The sequence below is a fragment of the Flavobacterium sp. genome (assembly GCF_043778725.1).
Taxonomy (GTDB): domain Bacteria; phylum Bacteroidota; class Bacteroidia; order Flavobacteriales; family Flavobacteriaceae; genus Flavobacterium.
The window spans coordinates 1-14276 of record NZ_JAYWFT010000102.1 but is presented as its reverse complement, the minus strand read 5'-3'; the positions used below and the strand labels follow the sequence as shown (position 1 = coordinate 14276).

General features: G+C 30.5%; 11 protein-coding genes. 3 read left to right on the top strand and 8 right to left on the bottom strand.

Features of this window, described 5'->3' with window-relative positions; translation table 11 throughout:
- Positions 1–53: 53 nt before the first annotated feature.
- The 3 genes from ACH2CG_RS09430 to mnmA all read right to left on the bottom strand — a co-directional run bounded on the left by ACH2CG_RS09430 (position 54) and on the right by mnmA (position 4794).
- A complete protein-coding gene (locus ACH2CG_RS09430) occupies positions 54–1664 on the bottom strand; it encodes a S8 family serine peptidase (RefSeq protein WP_395064515.1) in 1611 nt (536 codons plus the stop codon).
- An 85-nt stretch (positions 1665–1749) separates the two neighbouring features.
- Complete coding sequence (locus ACH2CG_RS09425) at positions 1750–3516, bottom strand: T9SS type A sorting domain-containing protein (RefSeq protein ID WP_395064513.1); 1767 nt, start codon at positions 3514–3516, stop codon at positions 1750–1752.
- Between the two features lie 90 nt (positions 3517–3606).
- Entirely contained in the window at positions 3607–4794 is a 1188-nt protein-coding gene (gene mnmA / locus ACH2CG_RS09420; RefSeq protein WP_395064511.1) for a tRNA 2-thiouridine(34) synthase MnmA, read from the bottom strand.
- A gap of 136 nt (positions 4795–4930) precedes the next feature.
- Here mnmA and ACH2CG_RS09415 point away from each other — a divergent pair, with 136 nt between their 5' ends.
- A complete protein-coding gene (locus ACH2CG_RS09415; protein WP_395064509.1) occupies positions 4931–6814 on the top strand; it encodes a PEP/pyruvate-binding domain-containing protein in 1884 nt (627 codons plus the stop codon).
- 16 nt (positions 6815–6830) lie between these two features.
- On the opposite strand, the gene ACH2CG_RS09410 is transcribed toward ACH2CG_RS09415, so the two are convergent.
- Both ACH2CG_RS09410 and ACH2CG_RS09405 read right to left on the bottom strand, forming a co-directional pair.
- A complete protein-coding gene (locus ACH2CG_RS09410) occupies positions 6831–7388 on the bottom strand; it encodes a DUF4956 domain-containing protein (protein WP_395064507.1) in 558 nt (185 codons plus the stop codon).
- Positions 7389–7424: 36 nt separating this feature from the next.
- Complete coding sequence (locus ACH2CG_RS09405; RefSeq protein ID WP_395064505.1) at positions 7425–8129, bottom strand: toxin-antitoxin system YwqK family antitoxin; 705 nt, start codon at positions 8127–8129, stop codon at positions 7425–7427.
- A 171-nt stretch (positions 8130–8300) separates the two neighbouring features.
- Between ACH2CG_RS09405 and ACH2CG_RS09400 the strand changes: the two genes are divergently transcribed.
- Positions 8301–9263, top strand: coding sequence for a fasciclin domain-containing protein (locus tag ACH2CG_RS09400; protein ID WP_395064503.1), 963 nt, complete (start codon positions 8301–8303; stop codon positions 9261–9263).
- A gap of 312 nt (positions 9264–9575) precedes the next feature.
- On the opposite strand, the gene ACH2CG_RS09395 is transcribed toward ACH2CG_RS09400, so the two are convergent.
- From ACH2CG_RS09395 to ACH2CG_RS09385, 3 genes are all read right to left on the bottom strand, one after another.
- A complete protein-coding gene (locus ACH2CG_RS09395; protein WP_395064501.1) occupies positions 9576–10316 on the bottom strand; it encodes a T9SS type A sorting domain-containing protein in 741 nt (246 codons plus the stop codon).
- Positions 10317–10322: 6 nt separating this feature from the next.
- Positions 10323–10838 (bottom strand): ankyrin repeat domain-containing protein, encoded by a 516-nt coding sequence (locus tag ACH2CG_RS09390; RefSeq protein WP_395064499.1) that lies wholly within the window; start codon positions 10836–10838, stop codon positions 10323–10325.
- A gap of 280 nt (positions 10839–11118) precedes the next feature.
- On the bottom strand, positions 11119–13332 hold the full coding sequence (locus ACH2CG_RS09385; protein ID WP_395064497.1) for a B12-binding domain-containing radical SAM protein: 2214 nt from the start codon (positions 13330–13332) through the stop codon (positions 11119–11121).
- Positions 13333–13478: 146 nt separating this feature from the next.
- On the opposite strand from ACH2CG_RS09385, the gene bshC reads away from it, so the two are divergent.
- A partial coding sequence (gene bshC, locus ACH2CG_RS09380) for a bacillithiol biosynthesis BshC (RefSeq protein WP_395064495.1) occupies positions 13479–14276 on the top strand: 798 nt, incomplete at its 3' end.

Below are 14276 nucleotides of genomic sequence, written 5' to 3'. Positions count from 1 at the left end.
TATTTAGAATTTCGAATCAAAATTTATTGATTGTATATTGGATTAGCTAAAGTTTATTTCTTAATTATTTTTCCGGCTTGTATAGTATTTGCGGAAGCGATTTTATAGAAATAAACACCAGCATTTAAAGTATTTAAATCTAAAATTTGATTGTTTAGAATTTCACTTTTTTGTAAAACAATTTGTCCTAAGTTGTTATAAATTGAAATTTTCACCTCTTGTAGATTGTCTTGAAAATGTACTATTATTTGGCCTTGATTTGGGTTGGGAACGATATAAAAAGATTCTTTTTCATTGCCATTTACAGCTAGTAAAGCTGATGATAAAGCCAATTGAAAATCGGGAATTCCATAACCATATTGTGCGTCTGGATTAGAAAATTTATCGGATGATTGTTTTACAAAATCAACAACTTGTTGGTTAGTAAGATTAGGAACTGCTTGCCAAAAACTTGTAATCATTCCGGCCATAATTGGGCAAGAAAAAGAAGTTCCGCTTGCTGTAACAATATCGCCATTACTATTAGAAACTACTGCAGCCTGACCTTTGGCCATTACATCTGGTTTAATTCTATTGTCGTAACTTGGTCCAATAGAACTAAAAGCCGCATAAACTTCATCATATTTTACAGCTCCAACAGCAAGAACATTGGTTGCCTCAGCCGGAACGCCAATATGAGGATTGGCAGTACTACCCGAATTTCCTGCGCTAGCAACCACAATCATTCCTTTACTAAAAGCAATATTTGCACCTTGAGAAGCAAAAGCGCTATTTCCTGTCATTTCTTGATATGTATGACTATAATTGGGATTATCGTAGCCAAAATATCCTAATGATGTAGAAATAACATCTACTCCTAACCTATCGGCTTCTTCTGCTGCTTCTACCCAATAACTTTCTTCGACAGGATTTTCTGACGTTACATCTTCTGTAATAAACAAATAATAATGCGCATCTGGAGCTGTTCCTACCAATTGACCGTCTGTGAAACCACCCATGCAAGACAAAGTCATGGTACCGTGGTTGTGTAAAACATACAAATCTGTAGTCTGACTTACATAATTATAGCCACCAAGAATTAAATTATTGGTAAACAATCGCTGAAAAGGTTGCGCTGAATTGACTCCTAAAAAACCTGAATCTAAAACGGCAATAATTTTTCCTGTGCCTGTATAATTGGCTTGATGAAGTAAATGTCCGTTAAGCATTTCTATCTGATTGGCAGAATTTCCGTAGGCAAAATTGGCTTGAACATTTAATTGCTTGTTTACTGGTTTTATAGGTTTTGGAATTAAATTTTTAGCATTTAAAGTAGTATTTGCAAACTGTACTCTGTTTACAAAAGGCAAGCTAGTTAAGGCAGTAATATCTATAACAGAACCACGAACATGAAGGCAATTTAACCATTTGGATTTGGCTTTAACTGTAATTCCGATAGCGGCAGCAATTTGATTACTGTAGGTTTGATCAATTGGCGCATCATTTATATTTAGTGCAATTCCTTGTGTTGCTCTTCTATCTAAAGCTCTTTGGGTGAGCATATAAAGAGGATTGTCTAAAAAAGTTTGTGCATTGGGTTTATCATTAAAGTAAACCCAAGCATCTTCTTGGGAGAAGGATAGTAAAGTCGCAAAAAGAAAGAGTAGGTTTATTATTTTTTTCATAGAATAGTAATTTTAATCTATCAAATTTACATAAAACTAATGAAAACTTATTGCTAATTATTGGTTTGTGATATAAAACTTTATGTTATTGAATTATAATTTTAAAATTTTGAATTAGAGCATCATCATTAAATAGTTTAACTAGATAAACTCCGGCTGCTACTTGCGATTCTAAATTAATTGTTTGGTCTAATTTATTGGATAAATTATCAAGGTCTTTTTGTGCAGCAACTCTGCCTAAAGCATCATAAAAAATTAATTTTAAATTGGTATTAGCTACAACTTCACCTTTCAAAGAAAAAATCCCTTTATTAGGATTGGGAACCAATTGCAATGCACTAGCACTAAAAGTTGAAGTGCTTAGTGGCGCAAACTCAAACTTACTAAGAAACATGTTGTAGGGCAAAGTTCCTGCTTGAGTTGTTGCACCTATATTTAAGTTGGGTTGAAGAGAATTTGGAGTTGAAATACCAGTACTATTGGCTGTAGATCCTGAAAGATAAAACCCATTAAAATCTGAAAAAATCAAACTTTTTATTGAAACTCCATTGAGATAACTAGACCAATTTCTTGCTCCGTCAATATTAAATTCTGCAAAAAAACTATTAGTAAGTAAAAAACTATTGTAGTAAATATCCGAATAATTTTCCTGATAAGACCCGCTAGTTGCAATATTATCTAAACTTTTTGTTGACCCAAAAAGATATAATTTTCCACTATTAAAAACTACATTACCTATTTTGTCTGTATCAGTTCCGCCAAAATAAGTTCCCCAAATTCTAGTTCCATCCAAATTAAATTTTGCTAAACAACCATCAGATTTATTTAAGTTTGTAATGTTCGTCTGAAAACTACCGTAAGTTGAAATATTATCTGAACTAAATGTAAAACCATAAGAATATATGAAATCATCAATTATTAAAATACTATTAATGTTGTCTTGAGCATTACCGCCGAGAAAAGTAGACCAAATTTTATTTGTCACGTTTGAATCGAATTTCATAATGAACGAGTCACTTGAGCCGCCACCAAAATTTGGTTGATGGCATAGATTAGTTGTTGTAAATGAGTTTGTTTGATTACCATAAATTAAACCACCACTAAAGTAAACATTATTGTTACTATCCGTATCAAAAGAGCTTATTGTACACTTTCCTAAATAAGTGCCATATATTCTATTTCCTTGAAGGTCAAATTTCATAAAAAAACCATTGCAATTAGAAACAACACCTTCATTATATAAATCAGCATTTTCCTTGTAAGAACCAATAGTTGCTAAACCATTATTAGGATTGAAAGTGTATCCTGCTAAATAAATTTGATTGCCATTAATTAATTTAGTACAAAAAACACTACCTGGAATGTAAGTACTCCAAATCAGATTTCCTGAACTGGAAAATTTTGTTAAAAAACTTGTAGAAGTAAACATACTCGTAACATTACTCATATATGCTCCTGCTGTAGATATATTACTAAAACTTTGAGTTACACCACTAACATATATATCATTATTTGAATCGATGATAATTTTCGCACAACCATCATCTGATTCTCCACCAAAATAAGTTGACCATATTAGATTTCCCAATGGTGAAAATTTCGCTATAAAACCCTCCGAATTACCGCCATAAGGTGTATTTTGATTACATCCACTAGTAGTAAATTGTGTGTAAAAAGATAGATCTTCTTTGATACTTACAGTGCCACAAACAATAATATTTCCAGAACTATCAATAATTGAACTACCAACATCTGACCTATTAGTCAAATAATAAGTACTCCAAGTTTTTTGTAAATTGGTTTGTGAGAATAATGCGTTTGAAAGAAATAAAATTATTAGATATTTTTTCATAGAATAGTAATTTTGAATCTATCAAATTTACATAAAACTAATGAAAACCTATTGCTAATTATTGGTTTGTGAAATATATTTTTATGTAAACTACGAAATTACTCCCGAACCAACTAATTCCTCTCCAACATTCCAGGCCACAAATTGTCCTTGAGTGATTGCCGATTGAGGTTCGTCAAATGCTACATACAATCCCGATTCAAATTGATGTAAAGTTGCTTTTTGAAGTTCTTGACGGTAACGAATTCGCGCCATTACTTGCATCGATTGTCCGTTTAGTAGTTTTAAATCTTGTCTAATCCAATGAGTTTCTGAAGGAATAACTTTAATAGCTTTTTTAAATAATCCAGGATGTGTATGTCCTTGTCCTGTATAAATTTGATTGGTTTTTACATCAGTTGCAATGATAAAAAGTGCTTCTTTTGTTCCGCCAACATTTAATCCTTTTCGTTGTCCGATGGTAAAATAATGTGCTCCTTGATGCTTTCCTACCACTTTTCCCATAGTAGGATTGTATTCTATTGAAGTTGCTTCGTAAATTAATTCTTCTTCGAGCGAATTAAAAGTAGGTTTTACTTTATTGTAAACTTCATTACTAGCATCAATTTCATATATCAAACCCTCTTTAGGTTGTAGTTGTTGTTGTAAAAATTCGGGCAAACGCACTTTACCAATGAAACAAAGTCCTTGAGAATCTTTCTTTTCGGCGGTAACTAGATCTAATTTCATGGCGATTTCTCGCACTTGAGGTTTTGTTAATTCGCCAATTGGAAACAATGATTTAGCCAATTGCTCTTGCGATAATTGACATAAAAAATAGGATTGGTCTTTGTTGTCGTCTTTTCCTGCAAGCAATTGATAAACAGGTTTTTTGTTAACTTCAATTTCGCCTTTTCTGCAATAATGACCTGTCGCTACATAATCTGCGCCAAGCGAAAGTGCAATTTTCATAAAAACATCAAACTTAATTTCGCGATTGCACAAAACATCAGGATTTGGAGTGCGTCCTTTTTCATATTCGTTGAACATATAATCAACGATTTTTTCTTTGTATTGCTCGCTCAAATCGACTGTTTGAAACGGAATTCCTAATTTTTCTGCAACAAGAAGTGCGTCGTTACTGTCTTCTAGCCACGGACATTCGTTGGAAATTGTTACAGAATCATCGTGCCAATTTTTCATAAAAAGTCCGATAACTTCATAACCTTGCTCTTGCAAAAGATAGGCTGCAACACTCGAATCAACTCCACCAGAAAGCCCTACTACAACACGTTTCATAATTTATTTTAAAGTAATGGTTGCAAAGTTACTCCAATTTCTACAGAATTATAACTCGTTACCATAAGTTTATATAATTCAATAGTAGAAAAAAGATATTGTTTTTTTGATTACTTTTATTCTTAAATAAAATTTCATGAAAAAAATCTGTTTTATACTACTTTTTTTTACTCTAATTGGTTCGCTTTATAGCCAAAATTATACTGCTACACTAGACAACTATGAGAATTACAAATCATTTAAAGGAAAACCATTATCGGATAAATTCTCAAATATTGAATCGGTAAAAGTGATTTATGACATCAAAACAAAAAAGCTTTATTATTTTAATAGTACATTAATAAGACTGCATTTTGAGTTCGTTGTAGATTATTTAAGTTATGACAAAGGCTTAGACGTTTTTAATAATGAAAACTATAGCGATACCGATAAAGACCGAGATTTTTTATTGGGAAATCTCAATCATATTAAAGGATTGGACAAATGGGTTTTCGAATTAGCCTCGTCCGATCACATGCCAATTGCAACTATTGAACGATTTTATAAACTAATAACCGAAACCACTTTTATAGGAAATAAACTGAAATTTTACTTGAACAGTCGTGAAAAAATTGAGGCTTTTGAGAACAATAAATTCACAATTGCGTGTGTAAAATCGGATTATATTTTTAATGAAATTAATTACCAAGAAGTCGTTTCCGGAAAAAATGTTGGCATTTTAAAACAGTACACTTTAAAGGAATTGGAAACGATAAAACCCAAATCTAACGAAATTATTATTCTAGATGGAACACCCGATATTTTACCCAATGTAAAAGGAATTATAGTAAATGAGCTGCAAACACCGCTAAGCCATTTGGTTATTTTGGGCAAAAACAGAAAAATTCCGATTATGGCTTACACAACCGTTTTAAACGATAAAAGAATAAGGACTTTAATTGATAAAAAAGTAGAATTAAAGATTGCAATTGATACGTTTTATATTGGAGAAACTTCTAAAAAAATTGTTCAGAATATAATTAAAAAAAAGAGACAATTACTTGCTGATAATACTGTAACAAACTTGGTTGATTTGTCTAAAATTCCTAAAAATGGTGTAAATTATATTGGTTCGAAGGCACAAAACTTAGCTTATTTAATTGCTATTTCAAAGGAAATTAAGTTTAAAACTCCTGAGAATGCCTGTGCTATTCCGTTTTATTTTTACACAAAACACATTCAGAAAAAAACTGTTTCCATATTAATTAAGGAGCTTTTAAATAACAAACGCAAGGATTCTACCGATTGGGTTAACAAGCAATTGAAAAAAATTAGAGATGCCATAAAGAAAGAACCAATTGATAATGGCTTACTAACAAAATTGAAGCAACGCTTGGGAAATCAAACTGAATTTAAAAATTTTAGATTTCGCTCTTCAACCAATGCCGAAGATATTGACGGATTTAATGGTGCAGGATTGTATGAATCTAAAACCGGAATTTTAAACGATTCTATAAAGACATTTGAAAAAGCAATAAAACAGGTTTGGGCAAGTGTTTGGAACGAGAGTTCGTATTGGGAACGTGAAATTTTTGGTATTGATCAACAAAATATTGCCATGGGAGTTTTGGTACATCGTTCTTTTCCAGATGAAATAGCAAATGGTGTTATTATTACTAAAAATCTTTTTAGAGATAATTTTTCTGGAATTACGGTCAATGTTCAAAAAGGTGATAACTCTGTTGTAAAACCAGAAAAAGGTGTTATTTGTGAGCAATTTACGGTGTTTGACTTTAGTGTTTTTGAACCAGAACACGCGAATTTTGATGTAGATTATGCTTCTAATTCTAATTTAAATGACAATAAACCGTTGTTGTCTATGACTGAAATAAATGCACTTTATAGAGTGAGTAAAAAAATAGAAAATAGAATGTACCGTTACTGGAAAAAAACGGCTTACCATCCTGTTGATATTGAATTTAAAATTGTTGGAGAAAAACGAGAATTGTATGTTAAACAAGTGCGACCGTTTAATGATTAATCGCTAAATATACTATTTAATAGAAAACTTTGACTTCTATTTCGTTATTTATAGCATTGATAGTCATGACTTTGAATTCGAAATTTTCGATGTTTATTTTTTCTTGAATTGATTTTCTAATTTTTAAATCATCAAGAACAAAAGTATTTTCATAACCGATTTTCACATCAATTGCATTGAGGTATTTTGTTGCTTTTTTATTAACTATTAAAGAGGCAATGATATAAAATCCGATTATAATTGATTGAAAAAACAGCAAAACTTCAAGTTTTTCAAACGGATACATAATGTCTAAAATAGACAATGTTATGGTTGCAAAAAGAAACACAATGGCATTAATGGTGAAGGTTTGCGCTCTAAAGCGAAGGATTGAAAATATGGCAAAAAGTCCGAAACCAATACCTACGCCAATTTCAATTCTTGTAAAAAGATAACACAATGAAAAAGTACAAAGACCTACAATAACAATTAAAGGATTTATAGTTTGATTGTCTTTTCTATTAGAAAAAAAGTATAAGATTAAAACCGAAAAAAAGAGCAGTAGAAACCTACCTACAAGTTCATATAAATCCATGGTGAGTTAATTAATTTTGGCATCGAATTTAGCAAATTATTCTTCTCTAGTGATTTCTTTTTTAACAAATTTTCGTTGTTTTTGTTTGCTCATATTTTCTTTTACCAATTTTCCTTTTTTAAGAATGTCCCACATACCTTCTTTTTTTCCGTTTTTAAAAACGCCTTTTGCTACAACTGCATCGGTAGCATTTTTAAAAGTCGCTAATCCATCGAATTCACCATTTTTGTATAGACTGTCTTCTAGGAGAATTCCATTTTCGGTATATTTTTTATAAGATCCATTTTTAATTCCGGCTTTATAACTTGTTTCTTCGGCAATTTTTCCGCTTAAGTAATATACTTTTCTAACACCTTCCAATTTACCGTTTATATAATTTTCGGTAGTCATTATTTGAGGTGAATTTTCATGATAATATTTCCATTCGCCTACATAAATTTTATTTATAAGTTTGCCTTCGCTTACTTTGTTTTTACTTTGATTGTAAAAAATAGTATAGCAAGAATTATCATTTTCGCTAAATTCTCTAGTTGCAATAACGGTTCCTGCGGCAGTATTATCGAAGAATTTAAAAATTCCAACTTCTTTTCCGTGATTAAAAGTACCTTCAAATCTTGGTCTTTTAGAATCTTCATACGTGCCTTTCCACAAGCCATTTTTCAATCCTTTGTCATCCAACTTATTGATTTCTTGGGCAAAAATTGAAGTTGTAAAAAATAAAATAAGCAGCAAATATCTCATAGGTTTATAAAATTCTAAATTAATTGTATTATAACTAAAAATTATCAGTTTTAGTATGCAAAAATAGCTCCAAATAAAGTTCATAAGCAAAATAATATTTTAATTCATTTATTTGTATAATTTTGTAGTGAAATTTTAACATATTAAAAAACCAATCTACAAGAAATACTTATGAAACATTTTAAAATACTTAAGAAATTTTTCTTACTTTCTGCTTTTATCTTAGTTGTAACTTCAATGATAAGTTGTAGTAGTGAAGAAGAAATCAATGCAAAAAAATCTACAATTACAGGTATCGTTCAGTCGCAATCTGGATTAAGCACTTTTGGTGTTGCTCTACAAAGAACAAATTTATTGACAACATTAGATGCATCTGGAACTTACACTGTTTTTGCTCCAACGAATTTGGCATTTGATAATTTTTTGGCTTTGTATGGTTTTGCAAGCATAAATGATGTTCCTACAGCTACATTAAAAGAAATTTTATTAAATCATGTTATTGGTCAATCTTTAAAATCGATAGACTTACCGGCAAGTGGTTATATAACTACGATGGCTACTGGATCGTCTTCTACAAATAAACTGAGCATGTATGTAAACAAAAGCAGTGGAGTTGTTTTAAATGATGTTGCAGAAGTAAAAAATGCAGATGTACTAGCAAGCAATGGAATTATTCATATTGTAGATGCAGTAATAGGATTACCAACCGTTTTTGATCACATTATTGCCAATCCTAATTTGACTTCTTTAGTTGGAGTTTTAACAGGAACAGGCCAGCCAGATTACCCAACCATACTTTCCGGAACTGGACCATTTACAGTTTTTGCTCCTGTAAATACGGCTTTTGTATCTTTAAATACTGAAATTGCTGGTGGAGTTCCTGGAGTTTCGGCTGCCAACATGACAAAGCTTTTAAACTATCATGTAACGGCTGCTGCTTTTTTGACAACCAATTTAACTGAAGGTCAGATAATTAACTCTTTGCAATCACCTCAAACATTTACAGTATTGTTGAGTGGCGGACCAAAAGTGAAAGACGTAAACAATAGAGTAAGTAATATTACTACTCCAAATATTCAATGTTCTAACGGTGTAGTTCACTTAACGAATAAAGTGATGTTGCCAACTTTTTAAAGAAACGAGACAAAAAACCATCGTTTTTTATGCTGAAAACTATATCTTTCACAGCAATAACAGTTTAAAAATAAGTTATTTAATGATTGATTTTTAATTTTGTTTTAAAAAAATAGAAACTAGAAAATTTAATTAATATAAATTGAATTCAAATTAATCATATTAAGAATTTATAATAGGAGATGCATAATAGAAAGATAATTTAAATGCAAATCATATTAACTTTTCTTACCATAAAAAATGCCCCAAATAGTGTCTAACTTTTTGGGGCATGTTCAATTTAGGAGTTTTTTATTCAAGAAAAAATAGAAATTAGTTTACAATAACTTTTTTCCATGATGTATCAGTGTCATTCTTTAATTCCAATAAATAAATACCAGTTTCTAGACCTTTAATATTTAGTTCTACTTCTTCAGCAGTATTCTCAACATTAATGGTTTTAACAAATGCACCAGTTTGAGTATAAATAGTAACTGTTGTTAAATAAGTTTTCGTTTTTACAACAAATTCGCCAGAGGAAGGATTAGGAAAAACCGAAGAAGCATTTAGCGAAAAATCTTCTACACCAAGAGCTGTTCGTGTTAAGGTTTGAGCCGAATGAGCACCAGCATGCTGACTTAATGTTGTTGTATTGCTTAATGCATATATAATGTTGATAGAACTATTGTTGTTAAGAAAAGTATAATCACCTGTAGATACCAAAGCTCTTGTAGCAACAACTGTTCTAACAGACCCAGATACTGTATCTGATGAGATAGTCCAACTTTGAGAAGCATCTGGACTAGGTGTAGAATGTGATCCTGAAGGTGTGTAATCTCTATTAGAAGTTGAATTCCAAATAAACATATCTGTAACTTCAAACATCGAAAAACCGTTAAAACCAATTCCTAACCAAGTAGTGCTTGGACCTGTAAGCGTTAATGTAGCTGTTGTTGTATTGGTATCAATTTTTATTGTCATACCAGTTGTAAGTGTAACAACACCTGTTGTAAATTGTGCAAAGGAAAAACTTCCAACACACAATAAAATAATAGTAAGTAATCTTTTTTTCATAGTAATTTATTTAAGCAAGTTTATAATTTGTTGTTCATTAGAAAAAGCGGCATATTCAAAGGCTGTTTTTCCGTTTTTATCCGTTTTTGTTTTATCTGCTTTATTATCAAGCAGTAGTTTAATCATTTCAATATTTTTAAAATTAACGGCATATATCAAAGCTGTGGTTCCGTTAGCATCAGTCAAGTTAATATTGGCTTTTTTTTCTATAATATATTTTGCCATTTCATTATTTCCTTTAACAATACATGCCATTAATGCGGTTCCACTATCAGATACGTAATTTAAGTCAACTTTGTTTTCAATCAAAAATTTTGCAACTTCATTATTATTGTAATAGCAGGCTAAGATTAGCATACTCGATTTTCTATCATTTATAGAATCAATAATCTTGCTATTGGCTGTAAACATTGACTTTATTTCTTGCAAAGTGCCTTTTCTAGCTACATCAAAACATGATTTTTGTTGTGAAAAAGCAGTAAATTGCAACAAAAAAAACATGGAAATCAATAAATATTTCATTTTTTTTAAGGCAAATATAGAAAAATTTAAGCCAATTTTAAGAATTTTATTCTCAATTTTAAGAATTTCAATCCCAATTTTATGAGATGTTTAGCCAATAATTATCTGTTTTTAAATTTAAAAAAAATCAAATCTTAAATTATATAATTATTACCGCAGGATAATCATAATGCTAAATAATAAACTGTAAAATAAAAAATAAACCATGATTAAACAAAGTAGCACAAGATTTTATAAATCTTGAAAGAAAAAGTTTATAAAACTAAAAACTAAATCAAAATTATAATACTAAAAGACCAAATTCTCGCAATGTAGAAATCGGTTTAGAATACCAAAACAATTCAAAATCTTCGAAGGAATTCTCAAAATCTGATTTTAGTTGTGCAAAAGTTTGAATTGAGATATCAGCGTTTTTTATTTCTAAAAGTGATATCATCTTTAAAATCTTGATTAACCATTGCGCTTTATCTTCGTCCAATGAAATTTCAAAAGTTTCGGTTTTATCATGAAAGATTAATTTGATCATTTGCCAAGAATTTCCTTTTTTAGATTTAGTGTAGGATTGACCTAATGGCATTCCTCCTATCCAAACAATCTTGGCTGAAGGTTTTATATTGAATTCTGGTTCTTTTTCTAAGCACGTAATAATATAATCATTAGAAATTTTAGTATTCGGAATTTTAAAATCAAACCAATCTTGTAGTGGATAATCAAAACATATACCGTGCATAAAATTGAATAATGATTTTTTTAATCCAAAACTAAATTTATCGTGATCTATTCCTGTTTTATCTATAAAAGCAATATCATTGTTGGCAAATGTAATTTCGTTATGAACAGGAGTCACACCAAATTCATCTGGAAACATTCCAACAGGTGAGTGAGCTGTCATGGCAAATTGATGCCAAAAACCACTTTGTAAAATACCCAGTTGAAATAGTTGGCGCACCATTTCTAGACTGTCTACAGTTTCTTGAATGGTTTGTGTAGGATAGCCATACATTAAATAAGCGTGAACCATAATACCGCTTTCTGTAAGATTCTTGGTAACCAAAGCCACTTGCTCTACAGTAACACCTTTTTTAATTAATTTTAAAAGTCTGTCTGATGCAACTTCCAATCCACCTGAAACGGCAATACAACCTGATGCTTTTAATAAAACACATAAATCGGCAGTGAAACTCTTTTCAAATCTAATATTAGTCCACCAAGAAACAACCAATTGCCTTTTTAAAATTTCTAAAGCTACTTCGCGCATTAAAGCTGGTGGTGCAGCTTCATCTACAAAATGGAATCCGTTTTCGCCTGTTTGAGCAATTAATTCCTCCATTCTATCCACTAGAAGTTTGGCTGCAACAGGTTCATATAGTTTAATATAATCGAGCGATATATCACAAAAAGTGCATTTTCCCCAATAGCAACCGTGTGCCATGGTAAGTTTATTCCATCTACCATCACTCCATAAACTGTGCATTGGATTGGCAATTTCTATAACCGAAATATATTTATCTAGAAGTAAATCTGAATAATCTGGTGTACCAACTTGACTTTGTTTATAATCGTGTTTTGTAGTATTATTTACATAAACTACTTGATTATTTTCTAATAAAAAAGTTCGTTTATATTCATTAGAATTTGGGTTTAGAACAGCGTTATTTATTAATTCTACAGGAAGTTCACCATCGTCTAAAGTTATAAAATCTAAAAATTCAAAAACCCTCTTATCCTTTAACTCGCGTAATTCAGTATTAGGAAAACCACCGCCCATAGAGACTTTTACATCTGGAAAAATCTTTTTTATAAATTGACCACAACGAAAAGCGCTATACAAATTGCCGGGAAATGGCACCGATATTAAAACCAATTTTGGTTGAACAACTTTAAGTTTTTCCTCAAGAATTTTAAGTGAAATTAAATCAATGTACGTCAATTCACTATTTAGTGCATCGTACATCTCATTAAAAGAGTTGGCACTTCTACCCAATCGTTCGGCATAGCGCGAAAAACCAAAATTTTCATCAATAACTTCCTTTATAAAATCGGACAAATCTTCGAGGTACAATGTTGCTAGATGTTTCGCCTTATCTTGCATTCCCATACTACCAAATGCCCATTCCATATCGTCTAATTGACTAAAACGAGAAGCTTCTGGCAGAAAATTACCACTACATATTTGTCTTGCCATTGATGGTTTTTTTCCTTGAAGAAAGGCAATTACTGCATCAATAGTTTTTATGTAATCGTTTTTTAAAGAATAAATTCTTTCTAAATTTGGGTTTATTAGATTAGGGTTAACTTGAAATTTCAAATTTGAAACACTAAATATTTCTTTTAAACCTTTATTAGAAAACAATTCTAGAATAACTTCAATTCCCAAATCCATTTGAATAGCCGAAATATCTTTTGTATTTAAAAATCCCTTGATGTATGCCGTTGCCGGATAAGGCGTATTGAGCTGCGTAAAAGGTGGCGTTATGAGAAGGATATCTTTCAATGGAAAATAGTTTTTACAAAAGTAAAATTAATATTTAGGATTTAACTATTATTTAGTATTTAGTAATTGTAAAAAAGATTTAAATTTTAAGTAATTTTACAACCTAAGCCATAAGGTAGAATTGTAAGAAATAAATAAAAAATAAAATGCCAACAGATTGTATAAGCTATCAAGATTCGGGATATTTTACTAAAGTAATAATTGATTATTTAGATGAAAAACCGCAACTTAAGCAGTTGTATAATCGTTTTCCTAATATTGAAAATTTTAAACTTCAAATAGAAGAAAAGCAAGATAATTTTCCAGATGAAAACAGGCAAATAATAGCATCCGAGCTAGAAAAACAATATGTAAATGTTGATGCATCGCTTAGTACATTAAACAATATTAAGCTTTTAAAAAAATCAACTACTTTTACAATAACTACAGGTCATCAATTAAACCTATTTACTGGTCCTTTATATTTTTTATATAAAATTGTTTCTACAATAAATCTGTGCAAAGAACTAAAAATAAAATATCCAGAGAATGATTTTGTACCAATTTATTGGATGGCAACCGAAGATCATGACTTTGAAGAAATTAATTATTTCAATTTTAAAAATAAAAAAATAAAATGGAATAAGGAAAGTTCAGGACCAGTTGGACGATATTCTACAATAGGTTTAGAAAATGTTTTTACAGCTTTTTCGTCGGAAATAGGAGTTGGTGAAAATGCAAATTATTTAAAAAAAAAATTTCAAAAATCCTATTTAGAAAATGACAACCTTGCCAAAGCAACCCAGTTTTTAGCCAATGAATTGTTTAAAAATGAAGGTTTGGTTATTCTTGATGGTGATGCTATAGCATTAAAAAAGCTTTTCATTCCTTATGCCAAAGAGGAACTCACAAATCAAACTTCTTTTAAGAAAGTTAACGAAACTAATACCCATTTAAAAGAGTAT

Excerpts from the sequence above, each read along its gene's own strand:
- ACH2CG_RS09425 (WP_395064513.1), bottom strand. The coding sequence starts at position 3,516 with ATGAAAAAATATCTAATAATTTTATTTCTTTCAAACGCATTATTCTCA.
- ACH2CG_RS09390 (WP_395064499.1), bottom strand. The coding sequence starts at position 10,838 with ATGAAATATTTATTGATTTCCATGTTTTTTTTGTTGCAATTTACTGCT.
- ACH2CG_RS09405 (WP_395064505.1), bottom strand. The coding sequence starts at position 8,129 with ATGAGATATTTGCTGCTTATTTTATTTTTTACAACTTCAATTTTTGCC.
- ACH2CG_RS09430 (WP_395064515.1), bottom strand. The coding sequence starts at position 1,664 with ATGAAAAAAATAATAAACCTACTCTTTCTTTTTGCGACTTTACTATCC.
- ACH2CG_RS09395 (WP_395064501.1), bottom strand. The coding sequence starts at position 10,316 with ATGAAAAAAAGATTACTTACTATTATTTTATTGTGTGTTGGAAGTTTT.
- mnmA (WP_395064511.1), bottom strand. The coding sequence starts at position 4,794 with ATGAAACGTGTTGTAGTAGGGCTTTCTGGTGGAGTTGATTCGAGTGTT.
- ACH2CG_RS09415 (WP_395064509.1), top strand. The coding sequence starts at position 4,931 with ATGAAAAAAATCTGTTTTATACTACTTTTTTTTACTCTAATTGGTTCG.
- ACH2CG_RS09410 (WP_395064507.1), bottom strand. The coding sequence starts at position 7,388 with ATGGATTTATATGAACTTGTAGGTAGGTTTCTACTGCTCTTTTTTTCG.
- ACH2CG_RS09400 (WP_395064503.1), top strand. The coding sequence starts at position 8,301 with ATGAAACATTTTAAAATACTTAAGAAATTTTTCTTACTTTCTGCTTTT.